21 protein-coding genes are annotated in these 19,395 nt (G+C 68.3%); 8 read left to right on the forward strand and 13 right to left on the reverse strand.

From position 1 onward, the window contains the following. Positions 1–355 precede the first annotated feature (355 nt). The 4 genes from OO71_RS51030 to hppD form a co-directional block, all read right to left on the reverse strand. The gene (locus OO71_RS51030; protein WP_051792520.1) at positions 356–2,443 is read right to left on the reverse strand and encodes a WXG100 family type VII secretion target; all 2,088 of its coding nucleotides are present in this window, start codon (positions 2,441–2,443) and stop codon (positions 356–358) included. Continuing rightward, positions 2,443–2,748 carry a type VII secretion target gene (locus OO71_RS32325; RefSeq protein ID WP_033293751.1) on the reverse strand — a complete coding sequence of 102 codons (306 nt, stop codon included), beginning with the start codon at positions 2,746–2,748 and terminating at the stop codon, positions 2,443–2,445. The genes OO71_RS51030 and OO71_RS32325 overlap by 1 nt, the downstream gene beginning before the upstream one ends. Positions 2,749–2,810: 62 nt before the next feature. Continuing rightward, a complete protein-coding gene (locus tag OO71_RS32330; protein WP_033293752.1) occupies positions 2,811–3,383 on the reverse strand; it encodes a YbaB/EbfC family nucleoid-associated protein in 573 nt (190 codons plus the stop codon). A gap of 203 nt (positions 3,384–3,586) precedes the next feature. Then, on the reverse strand, positions 3,587–4,786 hold the full coding sequence (gene hppD / locus OO71_RS32335; RefSeq protein WP_033293923.1) for a 4-hydroxyphenylpyruvate dioxygenase: 1,200 nt from the start codon (positions 4,784–4,786) through the stop codon (positions 3,587–3,589). A gap of 121 nt (positions 4,787–4,907) precedes the next feature. Between hppD and OO71_RS32340 the strand changes: the two genes are divergently transcribed. Further along, positions 4,908–5,378, forward strand: a complete 471-nt coding sequence (locus tag OO71_RS32340; RefSeq protein ID WP_425388724.1) for an Lrp/AsnC family transcriptional regulator — start codon at positions 4,908–4,910, stop codon at positions 5,376–5,378. On the opposite strand, the gene OO71_RS32345 is transcribed toward OO71_RS32340, so the two are convergent. From OO71_RS32345 to OO71_RS32355, 3 genes are all read right to left on the reverse strand, one after another. Beyond that, complete coding sequence (locus OO71_RS32345) at positions 5,362–6,159, reverse strand: MBL fold metallo-hydrolase (RefSeq protein ID WP_033293754.1); 798 nt, start codon at positions 6,157–6,159, stop codon at positions 5,362–5,364. The two genes, OO71_RS32340 and OO71_RS32345, sit on opposite strands and share 17 nt — an antisense overlap. Positions 6,160–6,257: 98 nt before the next feature. Next, positions 6,258–6,758: a transcription elongation factor GreA gene (gene greA / locus OO71_RS32350; protein WP_033293755.1), complete on the reverse strand. Its 501-nt coding sequence runs from the start codon at positions 6,756–6,758 to the stop codon at positions 6,258–6,260. 187 nt (positions 6,759–6,945) lie between these two features. Next, on the reverse strand, positions 6,946–7,404 hold the full coding sequence (locus tag OO71_RS32355; protein ID WP_051792521.1) for a DUF4307 domain-containing protein: 459 nt from the start codon (positions 7,402–7,404) through the stop codon (positions 6,946–6,948). Between the two features lie 167 nt (positions 7,405–7,571). On the opposite strand from OO71_RS32355, the gene mca reads away from it, so the two are divergent. Both mca and OO71_RS32365 read left to right on the forward strand, forming a co-directional pair. Continuing rightward, positions 7,572–8,486 (forward strand): mycothiol conjugate amidase Mca, encoded by a 915-nt coding sequence (gene mca / locus OO71_RS32360; protein ID WP_033293756.1) that lies wholly within the window; start codon positions 7,572–7,574, stop codon positions 8,484–8,486. Next, complete coding sequence (locus OO71_RS32365; protein WP_033293757.1) at positions 8,483–8,809, forward strand: hypothetical protein; 327 nt, start codon at positions 8,483–8,485, stop codon at positions 8,807–8,809. The genes mca and OO71_RS32365 overlap by 4 nt, the downstream gene beginning before the upstream one ends. A 2-nt stretch (positions 8,810–8,811) precedes the next feature. On the opposite strand, the gene OO71_RS32370 is transcribed toward OO71_RS32365, so the two are convergent. Beyond that, the gene (locus OO71_RS32370) at positions 8,812–10,035 is read right to left on the reverse strand and encodes a type II toxin-antitoxin system HipA family toxin (protein WP_063740142.1); all 1,224 of its coding nucleotides are present in this window, start codon (positions 10,033–10,035) and stop codon (positions 8,812–8,814) included. Continuing rightward, complete coding sequence (locus OO71_RS51035; RefSeq protein ID WP_033293758.1) at positions 10,032–10,331, reverse strand: helix-turn-helix domain-containing protein; 300 nt, start codon at positions 10,329–10,331, stop codon at positions 10,032–10,034. Before OO71_RS51035 ends, OO71_RS32370 begins: the two co-directional genes overlap by 4 nt. A gap of 113 nt (positions 10,332–10,444) precedes the next feature. Between OO71_RS51035 and OO71_RS32380 the strand changes: the two genes are divergently transcribed. From OO71_RS32380 to OO71_RS32390, 3 genes are all read left to right on the forward strand, one after another. Continuing rightward, a complete protein-coding gene (locus OO71_RS32380) occupies positions 10,445–12,436 on the forward strand; it encodes a thioredoxin domain-containing protein (protein ID WP_033293759.1) in 1,992 nt (663 codons plus the stop codon). Between the two features lie 92 nt (positions 12,437–12,528). Further along, positions 12,529–13,086, forward strand: a complete 558-nt coding sequence (locus OO71_RS32385) for a hypothetical protein (protein ID WP_033293760.1) — start codon at positions 12,529–12,531, stop codon at positions 13,084–13,086. A gap of 64 nt (positions 13,087–13,150) precedes the next feature. Next, positions 13,151–14,992, forward strand: coding sequence for an acyl-CoA dehydrogenase family protein (locus OO71_RS32390; protein ID WP_033293761.1), 1,842 nt, complete (start codon positions 13,151–13,153; stop codon positions 14,990–14,992). Here the strand turns inward: OO71_RS32390 and OO71_RS32395 are convergent. Further along, the gene (locus tag OO71_RS32395) at positions 14,912–15,853 is read right to left on the reverse strand and encodes an AraC family transcriptional regulator (protein ID WP_051792522.1); all 942 of its coding nucleotides are present in this window, start codon (positions 15,851–15,853) and stop codon (positions 14,912–14,914) included. The genes OO71_RS32390 and OO71_RS32395 overlap by 81 nt on opposite strands. A gap of 23 nt (positions 15,854–15,876) precedes the next feature. After that, positions 15,877–16,206 (reverse strand): hypothetical protein, encoded by a 330-nt coding sequence (locus OO71_RS52550; RefSeq protein ID WP_245633860.1) that lies wholly within the window; start codon positions 16,204–16,206, stop codon positions 15,877–15,879. Positions 16,207–16,216: 10 nt separating this feature from the next. Between OO71_RS52550 and OO71_RS46705 the strand changes: the two genes are divergently transcribed. Beyond that, a complete protein-coding gene (locus OO71_RS46705; RefSeq protein ID WP_245633861.1) occupies positions 16,217–16,798 on the forward strand; it encodes an MBL fold metallo-hydrolase in 582 nt (193 codons plus the stop codon). 338 nt (positions 16,799–17,136) lie between these two features. Here OO71_RS46705 and trhA read toward each other — a convergent pair whose 3' ends face one another. Next, positions 17,137–17,811, reverse strand: coding sequence for a PAQR family membrane homeostasis protein TrhA (gene trhA / locus OO71_RS32405; RefSeq protein WP_051792523.1), 675 nt, complete (start codon positions 17,809–17,811; stop codon positions 17,137–17,139). Positions 17,812–17,916: 105 nt separating this feature from the next. Here trhA and OO71_RS32410 point away from each other — a divergent pair, with 105 nt between their 5' ends. Continuing rightward, positions 17,917–18,675, forward strand: a complete 759-nt coding sequence (locus OO71_RS32410) for an isoprenyl transferase (RefSeq protein WP_084145452.1) — start codon at positions 17,917–17,919, stop codon at positions 18,673–18,675. Positions 18,676–18,729: 54 nt separating this feature from the next. Here the strand turns inward: OO71_RS32410 and OO71_RS32415 are convergent, their stop codons facing one another. After that, positions 18,730–18,981: a hypothetical protein gene (locus OO71_RS32415; protein WP_033293927.1), complete on the reverse strand. Its 252-nt coding sequence runs from the start codon at positions 18,979–18,981 to the stop codon at positions 18,730–18,732. Positions 18,982–19,395: the final 414 nt, after the last annotated feature.

Here is a 19,395-nt window from a genome sequence, read left to right on the forward strand (position 1 = left end):
GTTCGGGTCGCCGTTTCCGGGTTTCGTGCCGGTGGGCGCGGTTTCGGTGCGGGCGCCGCCGCGGGCGACGGGCTCGGGGGAGCCGTCGGGCCGTCGGGGAGTGCCACCGGTGTCGGGTCCGCGCTGGGCACCGCCGCCCGGACCCGCTGCAGCGACCGCGGCCGGTGGGGCGGACGTGTCGCCGGATCCATGAGGCCCCCGCGGCGACGGGGTTTGCGATCCGCCCGGCGCTGGCTCCGGACGCCCGGTGGACGAGTCCGACCCGGGGCGGCGCGGTTGCCCGGTGTCGGCATTGTCGCCTGGGCGTTGTGGTGCCGAGCCGCCGTCTGCAGGGCGTTGTGGTGTGGGGCTGCCGTCAGTCGGGCGTTGTGGTGCCGAGCCGCCGTCTGCAGGCCGTTGTGGTGTGGAGCCGCTGTCGCCCGGGCGTTGTGGTGTGGAGCCGCTGTCGCCCGGGCGTTGTGGTGTGGAGCTGCTGTCGCCGGGACGTTGTGGTGTGGAGCTGCCGTCTGTCGGGCGTTGTGGTGTTGAAGCGCCGTCGCCTGGACGTTGCTGGCCGCTGTTCGGCGAGTCGGCCGTCCGTTGTGGACTGCCGCTCGAGGAGTCTGCGGGTCGTTGTGGTGAGGATGCGCCGTCGGTTGAGCGGTGGGGGCTGGAACCGCTGGTGTCGGCTGGGCGTGCCGGGGCGGTCGGGCGTGCGGGTCGGTGGAGTTCCGCCGTCGGGTGAGCGGCGGGGTGGTGGGGTGGTGTCGGGGGCGCGGTTCGGAGTTGCGTCCGGGGCCCTTGAGCCGGGGGTGCCCGTCCAGTTGGCGCCGCTGCCTGGGCGGGCTGGAGGGGTTCCGCCGGTGGCGGGGGCGTTGGCTGGGGTGGCGCCGCCACCGCCCTGGGGTGGGAGGGCGCCTGCTTGTGGCTGGTTTGGTGATGAGGTCGACGGGGTGTCCGTGGTGCGGGCGGTCGGCGTCAATTCCGGGGTATCGGTGCGGGGTGGGGCGTAACCGCTTGCCGACGTCGAGCTGTCGTTGCTGCTCGAATGGTGGGTGCTCGATCCGCTGCTGGAATGCGGGGTTCCGGCGGATGGGGTGGGGCTGCCTCCGGTGGGAGATCCGCTGCCGGGGGAGCTGTCCGGGTGTGCGGAGGTGGGGGTCGGGTCGCCGGTGAAGGTGGACGGCGTTGTGTCCGGCTGGGCTCCGCCTGTGGTTTCCGGGGTGCGCCGGGTGGAGGCCGGAGTGTCTACTGTGGACGGTCCGGTGTGGTCAGGGGACGATGGCGAGTTGTTCGAGGACGACGGGATGTCGTTGGCCGAACCCTGGTGGCCGGGGGAATCGGGGCCATCTGATCCGGGGTTGGCGGAGTGGTGCGAACCATTCGAGTCCGGGGAGTTCGAACCGGAATCCGGGTCGGAGCCGGAATGGGAAGCGGAGCCTGAGTCGGAGCCGGAATGAGAGCCGGAGTTCGGGTCGGAGCCGGAATGGGAACCGGAGTCCGGGTCAGACCCGGAGTGAGAGCTCGAATCAGGCCCGGAGCCGGAGTCCGAGTCCGAACCACCGTGGTGTCCGCCGCCACTGCCGCCCCCGCCACCGCTGCCGTGGTGGAAGAAGCCGCCTGTCTTGATGTTCTTCGTGCTGATCACGTCAAGGCCGGTGACCTTGCCGGCCAGCTTGCCCAGGATCTTGATGATCTTCGTGAACACCTCGGCGAGCTTGCCGAGCAGCGGTGACACGCGGCGCATCGTGTCGCACAGCTTGTTCAGCAGTTCGCTGATCTTCTCGCCCCACTTGGAGATTGCCGTGACCGCCTGCGCGACCACCAGTGGCGTCCCGAAGCCGAGGGAGAACACCTCCTCCATGACCCACGAGATCAGCTTGCCCACCAGGTCCGCGATCAGCTGCCGGACGGTTTCCCGCACGAAAGCGACGACCTGACCCATGATCATGGTGACCGTGCCGATCGCGCTCGCGACCGTTGCCGCGCCGCCGATTGCCTCGGCTGCTTCGGACGCCGACTTGCGGTACGCGTCCGCGCCGTCGCCCTTCCACTCCGCGGTGCCGGTCTTGACCGCGTTCGTGAGGTCGGTTTGCCGTTCCTGCAACGACTTCGCGACGTTGCCCCACGTGTCCGCATAGGACTGGATCACCGGCGGATCACCCGCGACCGAGTCGAGCATGTCCTTGAGCGGCTGTACGTGCTCCATCAGGAACGACGCCACCGACGACAGCAGGTAGCCGAACGGGTCGATCGCCGCGCCCGCGATTTCGCCGGCCAGGCTCGCCACGCCCAGGCCGCCGGAAACCCAGTCTCCGTCCTTGATTCCGTTGAACGCGTCCATCGCGGATTCGGCGATGCCGATCCCGGTGGCGTAGCCGTAGTCACCGTTGCCTGCCGTGAACGGGCCGGGGCCGTCCCCGTCCTGTTTCGGCTGGACGACCAGGGGGTTGCCGTCCGGCATCAGTCACCCGCCTTCATCGCGCCGGCGGCCTCGTCCTCGTAGCCGAGATACGCCTTCGCCGCGTCGCGCACCTTCTTCGCCTGCGCGTCCATGGCGGTGACCGTGTTCTGCAACGCGGTGATCCCGTACTCCTCGACCGGGTCCAGCATCATCCGGAACGGCTGGCACAGAATGCCGTACGCGCCGGTGGGCATGCTGACCTGGTTCGCGGCATCGACGGCCTGCTTCAGCCCGTCGCCGATCCCGTCGAGCTGGCGGGCGTGCGATTCGAGATCGCCACCGATCTCGTAACCCCTGGGTGCCATGGGTTTCTTCCCCCTGAAAACGCTGAGAACGCTGAGAACTGGAATGCTGGAACGACCGAGGGTCAGGACAGGATCGATCCGCCGAAGTCGTCGTCATCGTCCGGCGACCTCCGGCGACGTGGTGGCGGCGGCGCAGCAGACCCCGGCACAGCAGCCCCCGGCGCAGCCGGCCCCGCTGGCCCGGACCCGTCCCCACCAGGCGGTTCCTGCGCATCCTCCGGCAAGAACCGCCGCGCCCGATCGGTCTCCGACTCCTCCGGCTCCTCGGCAGGCGGCGCCGGGAACGTGCGCTGCGCGTCGGCTACCAGCGTTTCCGTGGTCTCGTCCCCGCCCACCGTCTCGGCCGCGGCTTGTTGCAGCAGCTCGGGAATCCGCGCCTGTGCCCGCTGGACGAGCCGCAGCACCTCCGCGGACACGTCCGCCATCCGTTTGCCTGCCGCGGATTCCGCGAGCACCAGGTTCTTGAGCAGCCCCTTGCTGTCGACGGTGACCTCGACGGCGCCGTCCTTCGACCGCTCGGTGACGGTCTGGCCCTGCATCCGCTCGGCCATCGCCTGATAGCGCGCGGCGGTTTGCTGGAGCTGTTTGGTCCAGCCGTCGATCATCCGCTCGCTCGCGTCGATGCTGTCGGGCATCGGGCCCCCTTCTCACGCTGACTTCCCCACAATGACGGACGCGAAGCGCCGCCGGTTCCGCACGGTCCGGAATTGGTCCGCCCGGCGCAGTACGAGTATGTGCCGACTACTGTACGCGAACTTCGGGCAGCGCACAGTAGTAATTCGGCCCGTCCGCGACGCGAGGTCGCGAACGGGCCGAAAAGTCAGGTGGGGTAAGGGAATCAGAGGTTGCCGCGGCGCTCCTGCTCCCGCTCGATCGCCTCGAAGAGGGCCTTGAAGTTGCCCTTGCCGAAGCCGAGCGAACCGTGCCGCTCGATGAGCTCGTAGAACACCGTGGGCCGGTCGCCGATCGGTTTGGTGAAGATCTGCAGCAGGTAGCCGTCCTCGTCGCGGTCGACGAGAATCCCGTGCTCCTTCAAGGTTTCGATCGACACGCGCACCTCGCCGATGCGCGCCCGCAGCTCCGGGTCGTCGTAGTAGGAGTCCGGCGTGTCGAGGAACTCGACCCCGGCCGCGCGCATCGCGGTGATGGTGGCGATGATGTCGTTGGTGGCCAAGGCGATGTGCTGGCAGCCCGCGCCCTCGTAGAACTCGAGGTACTCGTCGATCTGCGACTTCTTCTTCGCGATCGCCGGCTCGTTCAGCGGGAACTTCACGCGGTGGTTGCCGTTCGACACGACCTTGCTCATCAGCGCCGAGTACTCGGTGGCGATGTCGTCGCCGATGAACTCCGCCATGTTCACGAAGCCCATCACGCGGTGGTACCAGTCGACCCAGTAGTCCATCTTGCCGAGCTCGACGTTGCCGACACAGTGGTCCACCGCCTGGAACAGCCGCTTCGGCGCGCCCTCGGGCCGCTTGACGGCGCTCTCGCGCGGCTCGAAGCCGGGCAGGTAGACGCCGTTGTAGCGCGACCGGTCGATCAGCGAGTGCCGCGTCTCGCCGTACGTCGCGATGGCGGCACGGCGGATCGTGCCGTGCTCGTCGGAAACGTCATGCGGCTCTTCGAGGATCGTCGCGCCCTGCGCGCGGGCGTGCGCGACGCACTTGTCGACGTCGGTGGTCTCGAGCGCGAGGTCGATCACGCCGTCGCCGTGCCTGCGGTGGTGGTCGAGAAGCGGCGAGTCCGGCTTCACACCACCAGTGATCACGAAGCGCGCGGAGCCGGACTTCAGCACGAAGGCCTTGTGGTCGTGCTCGCCGGTCTCGGGGCCGGAGTACGCGACCAGCTGCATGCCGAACGCGACCTGGTAGAACCACGCCGTCTGGGTGGCGTTGCCGGCAATGAACACCACCGCGTCGAGAGCCTTGACCGGGAACGGGTCGGTCGAGGCATCGTGGTCGACCAGTCCGACGAGCTGGCGGAGCTGGTCGTAGCTGACGTCGTCGAGTGCGCCGTGCGGATCCATCGTGGAGGTCATGCCGTCAAGCATGGGTCCGGTTTGGCAAGCTGTGCAATCGATTCGATTTCAGCTGGACAATGTGCTCAGCATATCCTGGGATTCCACGGTCACCATGGACAACCTGTGCAGGGAGAAACCGGTGCTGGACTCACTCGACGCGCGGCTGTTGCTGCTGCTCACCGACTCACCCCGGCTGGGCGTACTGGAATGCGCCCGCCGGCTCGGCGTCGCGCGGGGCACCGTACAGGCGCGGCTCGATCGCCTTACCGAACGCGGCATCCTCGGCGGCTTCCCGCCCGAGCTGGACCTGGCCGCGATGGGGTACGGGCTCACGGCATTCGCGGTGCTGGAAATCGCGCAGGGCAAACGCGCGGGCGTCGCGCAGGCGCTCGCGGCCATCGACGAAGTGTGCGAGGTACACGCCACCACCGGCCAAGGTGACCTCTTCGTACGTCTCGTCGCGCGCGACAACGACGACCTGCAACGCGTCATCGACGAAGTGGTTGGCGTGACAGACGTTCTGCGTACGTCGACTTCGATCGCGCTGTCCACGCCAGTACCGCCGCGCGTACGGCCGTTGCTCGAGAGGACGGCTAAGCCACGTACGTGAGATACCGCTGAGCGGAGCGCTGTACGACGTTATGGCCGTCAGTGCGCACAATCGCGTCCCACCATGCGCCGTAAATTGCTTCGAACGCGTACGGCTCCAACAGTTCCGCGGCGTGCCGTACGACGTTCGGCCGCTCCGGGATGAGGTTCGGGTAGCTGTACATGAACCCCACGTGCGTACGGTCGGGAATCACCTGCACGATGTCGCCGGACAGCAGCGCGCCGCGTCCGCCTTCACCGTCCGGCCAATGCAGCACAGTGCCGCCGGTGAAGTGCACGCCCAGGTTGATCAGCTGCAGACCGGGCGCGACGTCGAGCGTGGTGCCGGTCCACAGCTCGATCGACGGATCCGGCCGCCCGATCCACTGCTCGTCGCCTTCGTGCAGGTAGATCGGCACGTCGAAGGCGTGCGCCCACTCGACCATCGTCGTGTAGTAGTGCGGATGGCTGATCGCGATGCCGGTGATCCCGCCGAGCTCGGTGATCTTCCCGACCAGCTCGTCGTCGAGGTACGCCACGCAGTCCCAGAGAAAATTGCCACTCTCCGCGCGGACCAGCAGCGCCCGCTGGCCGATCGCGAACCCCGGGTCCGAGCCGATGCCGATGATGCCCGGACCCTGCTCCTCGACCCGCGGCCGCCGATCGGCGCGCAGCGTGGCCAGATCCGTCCACTGCTGCCCGCCCGGCGGGACGTACTGCCGTTCGTCGTCGCAGATCGGGCAATCCGCGCGCGGGGCGGCGTACTGCATTCCGCAGGCGAGACAGACGGGTTCGCTACTCATCGGGTCCTCCCAGCCGTCGGCTGGGAAAACACGCTAGACCGCCGAACGCGCGCCGGGCCACGGGAAATCCGGGCGGGCGCGCGTTCGGCGGAACCGGGTCAGGACTCGGTGTAGGGCACCGCCTTGACCAGCGTGACCTTCATGGTCCTGCCGTTCGGGAGCTCGTACTCGCGCGATTCGCCTTCCTTGGCGCCGAGCAGCGCCTTGCCCAGCGGCGATTCGGGGGAGTACACGTCGAGCGCGCCCTCTGCGCCCTCCTCACGCGTGGCGAGCAGGAACTTCTCTTCGTCGTCGTCCCCGTCGTACTTCACGGTGAGCACCTTGCCCGGACCGGCCGTGCCGTCGTCGTCGGGGGCCTCGCCGACCTTCGCGCTGCGCAGGAGCTCCTGCAGGTGCCGGATACGGGCTTCGGCCTGGCCCTGCTCCTCGCGGGCCGCGTGGTAGCCGCCGTTCTCCTTGAGGTCTCCCTCTTCCCGGCTGTCGTTGATGCGGGCGGCGATGACCGGACGATTCTCGATCATTTCGTCGAGCTCGTGCTTGAGCCTGTCGTAGGCATCCTGGGTGAGCCAGGTCACCTTGGTGTCGCTCACGGTCACCATCTCCTCGTAGGGCCTGCCAGGCTTGGGTGTACAAGCCGGCCGCCGCGTGGCACGCGGTTCGAGATAAAGGAAAAACACGGCCCGTCGCGGACCGTGCTGGTGTACGAGCTTATCACGGCGTGACAGGTCGACGCCGGTCCATTTCCCGCTGCGCGGACGTTCGCCGCGCATTTCACTCCGTCGGCCGCTATGGGGTTGACAGATAGCGTGGTATGGCATACGAGCAGCCGAACACGTCGGCGGTCACCGGGGTCCCGATGCTCTTCACCACCGTGTTCAACCTGCTGTGTGCGGCCCCGGCGGGGACCAGCACCTCCCGCCGGCCGCTTTCCGCACCGGACTTGTCGCGCACCCGCACGATGCAGACGCCCGGCTTGCTGTCGTCGTCGCGCGTGACGTTGAGCGTGACCTGCATCGCGTCCCCCGGCCGGGCCTCGAACCCGATCCGCTCGGCCTCGATCGGAGCCTGCCCGAGGTTGAGGTAGTAGATCCAGGTGATCGCGCCGCTCACGACCAGCGCGACGACCAGGTACAACCACCTGCGCCAGCGCTTCGACGGCCGGGCCCGGCCCGCGGTGCCGTACCGGTCCGCGGGACGCACGCGCGGCGCGTCGCCCTCGGTGGTCACGGTCTCACCGGTCTGCAAATCCGGGCCTCCGGTCGAACTTGTCGTACCCCTGGGGACAATGGGTGGAGCCGGCCCACCCGTGGTCGAGTATCCGCGATCCGCTCCGGCGGCGCGGAGCCGGGGCGCACAACCGCGGCACAACCAGGTGTCACGGAATAACAGGACAGGAAAGGGCCGTTCGGACGATGGTGGGAGCCGACGAGCTGACGACAGCCGACCGCAAGCAGAGACTGCGCCTGATGGCGGTGCACGCCCATCCCGACGACGAGTCGAGCAAGGGCGCCGCAACCATGGCCCGCTACGTCGCCGAAGGGCACGAAGTGATGGTCGTGACCTGCACCGGGGGCGAGGCGGGCAGCGTGCTCAACCCGGCCATGGACCGGCCGGACGTGCTGCTGAACATGACCGAGATCCGCCGCGAGGAGATGGCGAACGCGGCCAAGATACTGGGGGTCAGCCACCGCTGGCTCGGTTTCGTCGACTCCGGGCTGCCCGAGGGCGACCCGCTGCCGCCGGTGCCGGAAGGCTCGTTCGCGGTGGTCCCGCTCGAGGAGTCCACCGAGGCGCTGGTACGCGTGATCCGCGAGTTCCGGCCGCACGTCATCACCACCTATGACGAGAACGGTGGTTACCCGCATCCGGACCACATCCGCACCCACGAGGTGTCGCTCGCGGCGTTCGACGCGGCAGGCGACCCGGAGCGGTTCCCCGCGGCGGGCGAGCCGTGGCAGCCGCTCAAGCTGTACTACCTGCACGGCTTCTCCAAGGCCCGGATGGTCGCCTTCGACACCGCACTCAAGGAAGCCGGGATCGAGTCGCCGTACGAGGAGTGGCTCAAGTCCTGGGACCCCGAGCGGGCCGACATCATGGAGCGGGTGACCACGCGGGTCGAGTGCGGGGAATACTTCGAGGTGCGCGACGAGGCGCTCAAGGCGCACGCCACGCAGATCGACCCCACCAGCCGCTGGTTCGCCGTACCGCTCGGGATCCAGCGCGACGTGTGGCCCACCGAGGAGTACGAGCTCAACCGCTCACTGGTGGACAGCACGCTGCCGGAGGACGATCTGTTCGCAGGCATCAAGGAGAAGGTGAGTCCATGAGTTTCGCGGTCGTCCCGCTCACCGCGGCGGTGACGCTGGCCCAGCAGCCGGACAGCGGAGACAACGGCGGCCAGGGCCAGGACTTCGGCAAGTCCTCGCCCGTCGGGCTGCTGGTGCTGATCCTGTTCCTGATCGCGGTCGTTTTCCTGGTCCGGTCGATGAGCAAGCACCTGAAGAGGATTCCGGCGACGTTCGACAAGGACGCTGCCCCCGAGGCCGAACCGGAAGCTGCCGAGCCGGTGGACACCACGGCGGAAAAGGCCGTCGAGCAGGCGGTGGAGGAGAAAAAGCCGGACGCTGCGGCGGGCAAGAAAACCGACTGAACCTACCCCGCGTCGACGTCGTCCCGGAAGCTGTCGAACACGGCCGCGAAGCGGGCGAACTCGCGCTCGGGGACACCGTTCGACGCGGCGACCTCGCGCCACCGGCTGATGGACGCGGACACGTCGGTCAGGATTTCGCGCGCCCGCGCGGGCCGGATCCCGAACGCGTCGGCCGCGGTCCTGAGGCCGGGGAGTTCGCTGCGCCGGTCGGTGACGCCACCGATGCCGGTGGTGCGCTGCTCGGCGAGGTCCGGGTTCGGGTTGAGGTCGAACGCCGGGGAGAGCCGCCACGCGTTCCCGGCGCGGAGGACGCCGTGGTTGCGGAAATGGTCGTCGGTGTTGTGGATGGCGACTGAAAACGCAGCCCGGCGCCAGAGTTCCTCGAGGTCTTCGTCGGCGGCGGCGGAATGGTCGGTGAGGTCGGCGGCGAGGTCGAGGTAATCGTGGTCGCCGCCGTCGTTGCCTTGTCCGAGCGTCATCGCGCTCCAGTAGCCGATGCGCTCGCCGCCGCGCCGGTCGAACCGTTCGAGCAGCAGCACAGTGCGGTCGCCGACCTGGGTGAGCCGCCGTCCCGGCACCGCGATTCCGGCCTGTTCGGCCAGGTCGAGCGCGGTTTTCTCCCACGCCATCACGTTCCACCGGTCGTGGTGATGGGGGAACTTGGCGATGTACAGCAGCCCGTCGTCGCCGGTCACGGACGCTTTCGGACGCGCTCCGCCCAGCGTTCCGGTGCCCGCGTCCAGCAGGATCTTGATCTCGGACAGCGCCGCCTCGTCGTCCCGGGCCACGTGATCGGCCGCGGCCAGCAGCTCCGGGAGCCGGACGAGTTTCGGCACGTCGGCCGCCGGATGCGCGAACTCCGGGTCACCTTTCCGGCGGAAGCGGAGCGCGCCTTGGCGGGTGACGTCGGAGACGCCGAGCAGGTAGTCGACGTCGCTGATCTGCCGGGGAGCCGGTTCGCCTGCCCGGATTCGGCGGGTGATCAGGCCGCGGCCCCATCGGTCGGGCGCGCAATCGGCGAACGCGCCGGGCAGGCCGTCGACGTAACCGCGGCCGGTGTCGAGCGGCAGCGCGGGATCGATGGCGTACGCCGCCGGGTTGGCCAGGTAATCGGTGTCGTAGGTGAAAGTGGTGGTGACCGACTTGCGGCGGCGGTGGAAATAGGCGGTGCCGGCCTCCACCGGCTCGCTGCCGATGGTCACGGCGACCCGGATTTCGTCGCTCACCGCCGTACTCGATCCGGAAGCAGCTGGTCGGCGCGCGCGCGGCCGAACTCGGTTTCGTATGGGTCGAGCGCGTCGACCACGCTGTCCAGGCGGCCGAGGGCACGCAGCACGTTGAGGAACGTCTCCACGGTGACGGTGGGATCGCCGGTTTCCACCTTGCGCAGGGTGGGCCGGGAAATCCCGGCGCGCTGGCAGACCTGCTCGGCGGTGAGGCCGCGCAGCTTGCGCCACGTGACCACGTGCTCGCCGATCAGCGTGGCCGCCCGGTGGGTCTTCGCGGGGCTGGTTCGACGCATCAGGCACCTCCCTTACGGCAACCAACATTGCCACTATAGCAGATAATGGCAATGTTGCTTGCCATTAATGGCCGGGTGCGCGGTACGGTCGCCCGGTCTGCGAGGCTGGAGTCATGACGAACCGGCTCGCCGGCAGTACCTCGCCGTATTTGCTGCAGCATTCGGAGAATCCGGTCGACTGGTGGGAGTGGGGCCCGGACGCCCTCGCCGAGGCCCGCCGCCGCGGGGTGCCGATCCTGCTGTCGGTCGGGTACGCCGCCTGCCATTGGTGTCACGTGATGGCGCACGAGTCCTTCGAGCACGAGGGCACCGCGGCGCTGATGAACGCGCATTTCGTCAACATCAAGGTCGACCGCGAGGAGCGGCCGGACATCGACGCGGTGTACATGGCCGCCACTCAGGCCATGACCGGTCAGGGCGGCTGGCCGATGACGTGTTTCCTCACGCCCGAGGGCGAACCGTTCCACTGCGGCACCTATTACCCGCCCGCGCCGCGGCCCGGGATCCCGTCGTTCACGCAGCTCCTGGTGGCCGTCGCCGAAGCTTGGGACGAGCGGCCGGAGGACCTGCGGGAGGGCGCGAAACAGATCATCGGGCACCTCGCCGAGCAAAGCGGTCCGCTGAAGGAAACGGCCGTCGACGCCGAGGTGCTGGCCGGTGCCGTCACGAAGCTTGCGCAGGACGCCGACCCGGTGCACGGCGGTTTCGGTGGCGCGCCGAAGTTTCCGCCGTCCATGGTGCTGGAATTCCTGCTGCGCCACCACGAACGCACGGGATCGGCGGAGGCGTTTGCGCTCGCCGAGTCCGCTGCGGACGCGATGGCCCGCGGCGGTATCCACGACCAGCTCGCCGGTGGTTTTGCGCGCTATTCCGTGGACGCCGAGTGGATTGTCCCGCACTTCGAGAAGATGTTGTACGACAACGCGTTGCTGCTTCGATTGTACGCGCATCTGGCTCGTCGTGGCTCGTCGTCGGCGCGGCGCGTGGCCGAGGGGATCGTCCGGTTCCTGGAGCATGATCTCCTTACCCCGCAAGGTGGTTTCGCCGCTTCACTCGATGCGGACACCGAAGGCGTCGAGGGTCTGACCTACGTCTGGACGCCCGCGCAGCTGCAGGAAGTCCTCGGCGACGACGGTCCGTGGGCCGCTTCGCTCTTCGACGTCACCGATGAAGGTAACTTCGAAAACGGCACCTCGACTCTCCGCCTCCTAACGGATCCGGACGATTTCACGCGCTTCGAACGCGTCCGGCACACGTTGCTCGCCGCCCGTGCCGAGCGTCCGCAACCCGGGCGGGACGACAAGGTTGTCGCCGCTTGGAACGGTCTCGCGATCTCCGCGCTTGCCGAGGCCGGGGTCGCGCTGGAACGTCCACAGTGGATCGAACTGGCCCGGGCCGCGGCTTCCTTGCTGCTGGACCTGCACGTCGTCGACGGAAGGCTGCGGCGGAGTTCGCGCGATGGGACCGTTGGCGCGCCCGTGGGGGTCCTGGAGGATTACGCGTGTCTCGCGGACGGTCTCCTCGCCCTGCACCAGGCCACCGGCGAACCTCTCTGGCTCGCCGAGGCAACCCGGCTGCTGGACCTTGCGTTGACGCATTTCGCGTCCGAAACCACGCCGGGCGCCTACCACGACACGGCTGACGACGCCGAAACCTTGGTACAGCGGCCGTCCGATCCGACCGACAACGCGAGCCCGTCCGGTGCATCGGCGCTGGCCGGGGCGCTGCTCACGGCGTCCGCACTCGCCGGGCACGAGGAGGCGGCGCGATACCGGGATGCCGCGGAACTCGCGCTCCGCCGCGTCGGCCTGCTCGCCGCGCGCGTGCCGCGGTTCGCCGGGCACTGGCTGTCGGTGGCGGAGGCGGCGCAGTCCGGGCCGGTGCAGGTCGCCGTCGTCGGGGCCGATCGCGCAGCCCTGGTCACGACCGCCGCGCAGCACATCCACGGCGGCGGCATCGTGCTCGGTGGCGACCCGGATGCGCCCGGCGTCCCGCTGCTCGCCGACCGGCCGCTGGTCGACGGCGAGCCCGCGGCGTACGTGTGCCGCGGCTACGTATGCGAGCGCCCGGTGACCACGTCCGCGCAGCTCGTGGCCCAGTTCTGAGATTCCGCCCCTGGTGAACGCCATACCGGTGACGGTGGAATCGGCGTAGCTTGAGTAGTGACGTAATCATGTAATCAAGGGTGGTGGACGTCATGGGACGAGGCTGGCGAGGCCGGGGCGGCTGGCAGCACGTCGAGGTGCCGTCGGCGGACGACGCGGCGGCGTGGTTCGGCGGACGGCTTCCGGAGGGCTGGTTCACCGGCGCCCCGGAGGTCACCGTGGACCGCGAGGAAATCGTCGTCGTCGGGGAACTGCCGACGCTGACCGGGGAATATGCCGACGACGCAGCCCGCGCGGCGGCCGAGGACGGGCGGATCAGCCGGTTCCGCGAGGAAACGCGCGACGAACGCATCGAGATCGCCCGGCAGGCCGAGCACCGCTACCAGCGCAAGGTCGCGTGGGGCGCGAAGCTGGGCGGGACGAAAGCCCTGTTCACGACGTTGTCAGTACCGGTGATGACGCGGCTGCGGCAGCCCGAGCGGCTGGTGCTGGACACGCTCGTGGACGCGGGCGTCGCGCGGTCGCGGTCCGAGGCGCTGGCCTGGGCGGTGCGGCTGGTCGGCGAGCACGCGGACAGCTGGCTCACCGATCTGCGCGAGGCGATGACGAAGGTCGACGACCTGCGCTCGAAGGGCCCTGACCTGGGCTGAGCTGCGGCGGCTCCTCCGCTGAGGCAGGCTGACCGGTGAGTGACCCCGCCGGATCGGAGGAGCCGTGGACGTCCCAGCTGTGCCCGCGAAGGTGGACCCGGACGTGCTCACCGCTGTCCTCGATGGCCGGTGGGCCGAGCTGAAACGGGACGTGCGCGCGCAGTTGACGTATCGGGACACCGTCGGTCTCGACGTCGAGGCGCACCGCGTCCAGGTGCTCGACGACCTGCGGAAACTCGCGTCGTGCTTCAACGCGGCGTACGGCGACGTCGGCGGCTCGGTGATTTCCTTCGAGATGCTGGGCTTCGGCGACCTGTCGCTGATGGTCAAGGCCGGGGTGCAGTGGGGCCTGTTCGGCGGCGCGGTGCAGTTGCTCGGCACCTCGCCGCATCACGAGAAGTACTTGCACCGCATCATGAATCTCGACCTGCTCGGCTGTTTCGCGATGACCGAGCACGGCCACGGCTCCGACGTCCAGCACCTGCACACCACCGCGACGTACGACCCGGCCGCGCGCGAGTTCGTGGTGCACAGCCCGGATTCCGGCGCCACCAAGGAGTTCATCGGCAACGCCGCGCGCGACGGGCAGCTGGCGGTGGTGTTTGCGCAACTGATCACTGGCGACGAATCCCGTGGCGTACATGCGTTTCTGGTGCCGATTCGGGACGATTCCGGTGCGCCCGCTCCGGGGGTCACCGTCGAGGACTGCGGGCACAAAGCCGGGCTGAACGGGGTCGACAATGGCCGGTTGACGTTCGACCAGGTGCGGGTACCGCGGGAGGCATTGCTGAACCGTTTCGGTGACGTCGCCGAGGACGGCACGTATTCGAGCCCGATCGAGAGCGATGCCCGCCGGTTCTTCACGATGCTGGGCACGTTGATCCGCGGCCGGGTGAGCGTCGGCGGTAGCGCCGGGAGCGCGACGCAACGCGCGCTGACGCTGGCGATCCGGTACGGCGAGCAGCGGCGGCAGTTCCGGCGTCCCGAGGGCGACGAGGTCGTGATTCTCGATTACCTTGGGCACCAACGAAAACTGCTACCCGCGTTGGCGAAGACGTACGCGCTGCATTTCGCGCAAGAAGAGCTCGTCGCCACGCTGAACGACATCGCGCCCGACGCGCCCGCGGAAGAGCAACGCGAGCTCGAGTCGCGCGCGGCCGGGCTGAAGGCCGTGAACACGTGGCACGCGACAGCCACCATCCAGGCCGCGCGCGAAGCCTGTGGTGGCGCTGGGTACCTGTCAGAGAACCTGCTTGCTGGCCTCAAAGCCGACACTGACGTGTTCACCACCTTCGAGGGCGACAACACGGTGTTGCTGCAGTTGGTCGCGAAGGGGTTGCTGACGCAGTACAAGGAACACTTCGAGGACCTGAGTCCACTTGCGACGGCGCGGTTTGTTGCGGAGCAGGTAGTAGACGCCGTCAGGGAGCGCACGGCCGCTTTCATCGAACCCCTGATGGAGTCAGGGCTCTTCGACCGAGAGTGGCAACAGCGTCTCTTCGAAGACCGCGAAGAACACGTACTGGACGGCGTCGCCAACCGCCTGCGCCGCGCCGCCGAAGATCCCTTCGGCACCTTCAATGCTGCGCAGGACCACGTGCTGCTCGCTGGCCGCGTACACGTCGAGCGTGTCGTCCTATCCGCTTTCGCGCGCGCTGTTGACGATTGTCCCGATGGGGATGCTCAAGTATTGCTGGCTCGACTGTGTGACCTGTACGCGCTGTCAACGATTGAAGCCGACCGCGCGTGGTTCCTTGAACACGGTCGAATCAGTGCGGGACGCGCGAAAGCTGTGACCGCAGCGGTGAACAGCTTGTGCGCGGCTCTACGCCCTCACGCGCGGACCTTGGTGGACGGGTTTGGCATCCCTGAGCAGTTCCTCGCCGCTCCCATGCTTCGCGGCTGAGCGGTACTGCGCGGGCGCGACGCCGTACTGTCGCTTGAAGGCGTGCGAAAACGCGAAGGGCGTGCTGTACCCGGCTTGTCGGGCGATGGCGGGTAACGGACGGTCGCCAGCGCGCAAGAGCTGCGCCGTGATGGTCAAGCGCCACCACGTCAGGTACGCCATCGGCGGCCGACCGGTCAGCGCGGTGAAGCGCCGGGCCAGCGTGGCGCGGGACAGCCCCACCTCCGTGGCCAGGTCCGCTAACCGCCACGGGCGGGCCGGGTCGGCGTGCAATGCCCCGAGCGCCGCGGCGATTTCGGGGTCGCGCAACGCTTTCGGCCATCCGCCACCAGGATTTTCTGCCAGCCAGGCGCGGACCAGGTAAGCGAGCAGGAGGTCGAGCAGCCCGCCGACCGCCGCGTCCCGGCCCGGCTGCGCCCCGTGCAGCTCAGTGCCGAGCAGGGAAATCGCCGCGTGCAGCTCGGGGTGCGCGCCCACGTCCGCGGGCAGGTGGATCACGTCGGGCAGCGCGGACATGAGGAAATGCGCGCGGGAACGGTCGAAACGGTATTTGCCGCACAACATTTCGGCGGCCCCGCCGGTGCTGGTGCCTGCGTCTTCGAATGGCACGGCGCCGTGGTCGTCGGGGGTGCTCGACAGAACGTGCGCGCTGCCGTGCGGGAGCAGGACCGCGTCGCCGGTGGTCAGCCGCAGCGGGTCGCGGTGCTCGGTCAGCAGCCAGCCGGCGCCGCGCAACACGACGTGGAAGCCGGCGCCTTCGTACGGGGCCAGGCGGTAGCACCACTCGGTACCCACGGACAGCCGGTTCGATGCCGGTTCCCCGGTCCGCATCACGGCGATCGCGTCGCTGAGGATGTCCACTCGTCGTCTTCCTGCTGAGATTTTCACGTATCAGTTTGCTTCTTTTGACCATGGATCGTCTTGTTCTTCTCGCTTAACCTGCGATTATGCATCTGGGTTCGGTAGAAGTCATCCGGGTTGTCGAATGGGAGGGCGAGATCGCTCCGGCGCGCGTTCTGGTCCCGAGCCCGCCCGAACTGTGGCGGGACAACGAGGCGTGGCTCGCGCCGGATCACTGGCGCCCGGAATCCGACGTCTGCCGCGGCGCGGTGCAGACGTGGGTGCTGCGCAGCGAGGGCGCGGTGATCGTGGTGGACACCGGCGTCGGCAACGACCGGGAGCGTCCGCAGCTGCCGATGGCCGACCACCAGCACACGGATTTCCTTGACCGGCTGGCCACCGCCGGAGGACGTGGACGTCGTGGTCAACACCCACGTCCACTACGACCACGTCGGCTGGAACACCCGCCGCGACGGCGACGGCTGGGTCCCGACGTTCCCGAACGCGCAGTACCTGATCCCGCGCGCGGACAAGGAGTATTTCGATCCCCGCAACCACTCCCTCGCCCCGGAACGCCGCGAGGGAAACCGCCTGATGTACGCCGACAGCATCGCGCCGGTACTGAGCCGCGCGACCCTGTGGGAGGCCAGCCACCGCATCGACGCCAACCTGACGCTCGAATCCGCGCCCGGCCACACCCCGGGTTCGTCCTTGCTGCGCCTGCAGTCGGGAACCGACCGAGCGGTTTTCGTGGGAGACCTGGTGCACAGCCCGGTACAGATGGTGGCGCCGGAACACAACAGCTGCTTCTGCGAAGATCCGGCCGATGCCGTCGCCACCCGCCGCCGAGTGCTGGGACGAGCGGCGGATTTGGGTGAGCTGGTGATACCGGCCCATTTCGCGGGGAGTGGGGTGATGGAGGCGTCGCGGTACGGGGAGGGGTTCGCGGTTACTCGGCGGTCGTAGTCTCGGGGGCAGGTCCATGCATCGCGATCACGCCCAGACGTACGCTCGTTTCGCGGACCGCAGCGGTCCTGACGCGCAGTATGAACGGCCTGCGATCTTGCGTCTGGCAGGCGATATCCGTGGCCTCGAGGTCCTGGAGCTCGGCTGCGCTGGAGGCGGCTCCCCTGCTGGGCGAGCTGCGCCGCTGCCTGCGTCCAGGCGGCGCCTTGGTTTTCTCGGTGGACGGAGCCCGAGTAACCGCTCAAATGTACCGGCGGCCGTTCACCCTGCAGCGTACATCGATCCGCCGATGCTTCAGATCTTGCGCACGAAGCTGGTGTTTCTCTTCGTACGAGCAGCTAGGCGTACATCGCCAACCAGATCGCCACATAATGTGACACCGCGGCCAACACCGTGCACGCATGGAAGAACTCGTGGTACCCGAACGTCTCCGGCCAGTGGTTCGGCCACTTCACCGCATAGAAAACCGCACCAAGGGTATAAAACAGGCCCCCGATGCACAGCAGCACCAAAGCCGCCACCCCGGCGTTGTTCAGCAGTTCCGGCAGCACGAACACCGCCACCCAGCCCAGTGCGATGTAGATCGGCACGCCCAGCCACCTGGGGGCATGCGGCCACAGCATCTTCATCGTCACACCCAGGATCGCGCCGCCCCACACGATGCCCAGGACCACGTATCCCGTGGGCTTCGACATGGCCAGCAGCGTGAACGGCGTGTACGTGCCCGCGATGAACAGGAAGATCATCGAGTGGTCGGCGCGTTTCATCCATTTGTACGCACGCGGGCTCCACAGCCGACGGTGGTAGAGCGCGCTCACGCCGAACACGCCCAGCACGGTGAGGCCGTACACGGACGTCGCCAGCGCGGCCACCGGCGAGACCGTCGACGCGGCGAGGCTGATCAGCGTGGCGGCGGCCGCGACTGCGCCGAAGAACGACCAGAAGTGGATGTGGCCGCGTAGCCGGGGGCGGGTGTCCTCGGGAAGGGACGGGGGCTCGGTCGTCACGCTCACCGGCCCCAGGCTACGGGACCACAGCTTTTTGGCCAGCCCCCGTGGCGCGTCACACGTGGCCGTACCGGGTGCGTAGGCTCGGGCGACGTGAGCCTCCGGTCCTTCATGTCCGACGTCGTCTACAGCGTTTACGGCCGCCGCCTGATTCAGCAGGCGGCCGGTCGGCATCCGCGACACATCGCGATCATGCTCGACGGCAACCGCCGCTGGGCAAGGGAGGCCGGGTTCGCGGATGTGGCCGACGGGCACCGCGCCGGGGCCAAGAAGATCGCCGACTTCCTCAGCTGGTGCCGGGAGGCCGAGGTCGAGGTCGTCACCATGTGGCTGCTCTCCACCGACAACCTCAACCGTGACCCGGACGAGCTCACCCCGCTGCTCAAGATCATCACCGACGTCACCGACGAGCTCGCCGGCCCCGAGGTGCCGTGGCGGTTGCGCATCGTCGGTGCGCTCGACCTGCTGCCGCTCGAGGTGGCGCAGAAGCTCACCGCCGCCGCGGCGCGGACCGAGGACCGCGCGGGCATGGAGGTGAACATCGCCGTCGGGTACGGCGGGCGGCAGGAAATCGCCGACGCCGTCCGCAAACTGCTGCTGCAGCACGCCGACGAGGGAACGTCGATCCGGGAATTGGCGAAAATCCTCGATGTCGACCACATCTCGGAACATCTGTACACATCCGGTCAGCCCGATCCGGACCTCATTATCCGAACATCCGGTGAACAGCGCCTTTCCGGTTTTCTGCTGTGGCAATCAGCGCATTCGGAATTCTGGTTCACCGAGGCGTACTGGCCCGCATTCCGCCGGGTCGACTTTCTTCGCGCACTTCGTGATTACGCCTGGCGGCATCGCCGCTTCGGCGCCTGAGCGCACGGCGAAGGCCCCGGAGCCGGGCTCCGGGGCCTTCGCGTCAAGCGGTGATCAGTGGTGGCCGTGGTGCTCGAACGAGTGGGCCACCAGAGCCGGGGTCAGGGCGATGCCGGTGTAGGCACCCGCGACCAGCGACGCGGCGCCGTAGCCCAGCGCGCCGCCGCCCTCGATGAAGGTGGCGTAGGCGTCGCCGAACGTCGGGTCCGGGGCGCCTTGGGTCGCGACCGGGGAGGCGAACGCCGTCCCGCCGATCATCATGAGACCCGCGGCAGCACCGGCGACGATTCCAGCCTTCTTCAGCACTTCGCACACTCCTAAGTAGAGATACTGGGATCCGGGGCACCGAGTGTTCCGGTGGGGTGTCCCGCAGTGAGGAAATTACCCCCGAATGACCTCTCGTGAATGTCGCGTACGCCCATTGTGTGAGCCGTGGAAGCCCTGGTTCACCCGGTCCGGTCCAGTCTCCAGCACGCAAACTGCATTCCGCTCTGCCCCGTGGTACAAGCCCCTTTACCAGTAAATTGCCTGCGTTCTGTAATTGATTTTCCAAGATCATGCGAATGCGTGACCCCCCGATCGCCCGACCCGGTGACCCTGGGTGATCGTCGTCGACGCTCCGTTTCGTACGACTGACGGTGGGATGACGAATCGGCGAATCACCTGTGTGGCTGCCTGCAGGATCCGGCGGACGTGGGTACCTTCCGGAAGTGAGGGCTC

Origin of the sequence: Amycolatopsis jejuensis, from assembly GCF_000717335.1 — a bacterium.
Classification (GTDB): Bacteria; Actinomycetota; Actinomycetes; order Mycobacteriales; family Pseudonocardiaceae; genus Amycolatopsis; species Amycolatopsis jejuensis.

Coding starts and splice junctions, on each gene's coding strand:
- OO71_RS51030 (WP_051792520.1), bottom strand. CDS start 2,443: ATGCCGGACGGCAACCCCCTGGTCGTCCAGCCGAAACAGGACGGGGAC.
- OO71_RS32325 (WP_033293751.1), bottom strand. CDS start 2,748: ATGGCACCCAGGGGTTACGAGATCGGTGGCGATCTCGAATCGCACGCC.
- OO71_RS32330 (WP_033293752.1), bottom strand. CDS start 3,383: ATGCCCGACAGCATCGACGCGAGCGAGCGGATGATCGACGGCTGGACC.
- hppD (WP_033293923.1), bottom strand. CDS start 4,786: ATGACCTCCACGATGGATCCGCACGGCGCACTCGACGACGTCAGCTAC.
- OO71_RS32345 (WP_033293754.1), bottom strand. CDS start 6,159: ATGAGTAGCGAACCCGTCTGTCTCGCCTGCGGAATGCAGTACGCCGCC.
- greA (WP_033293755.1), bottom strand. CDS start 6,758: ATGGTGACCGTGAGCGACACCAAGGTGACCTGGCTCACCCAGGATGCC.
- mca (WP_033293756.1), top strand. CDS start 7,572: ATGGTGGGAGCCGACGAGCTGACGACAGCCGACCGCAAGCAGAGACTG.
- OO71_RS32365 (WP_033293757.1), top strand. CDS start 8,483: ATGAGTTTCGCGGTCGTCCCGCTCACCGCGGCGGTGACGCTGGCCCAG.
- OO71_RS51035 (WP_033293758.1), bottom strand. CDS start 10,331: ATGCGTCGAACCAGCCCCGCGAAGACCCACCGGGCGGCCACGCTGATC.
- OO71_RS32380 (WP_033293759.1), top strand. CDS start 10,445: ATGACGAACCGGCTCGCCGGCAGTACCTCGCCGTATTTGCTGCAGCAT.
- OO71_RS32385 (WP_033293760.1), top strand. CDS start 12,529: ATGGGACGAGGCTGGCGAGGCCGGGGCGGCTGGCAGCACGTCGAGGTG.
- OO71_RS32410 (WP_084145452.1), top strand. CDS start 17,917: ATGTCCGACGTCGTCTACAGCGTTTACGGCCGCCGCCTGATTCAGCAG.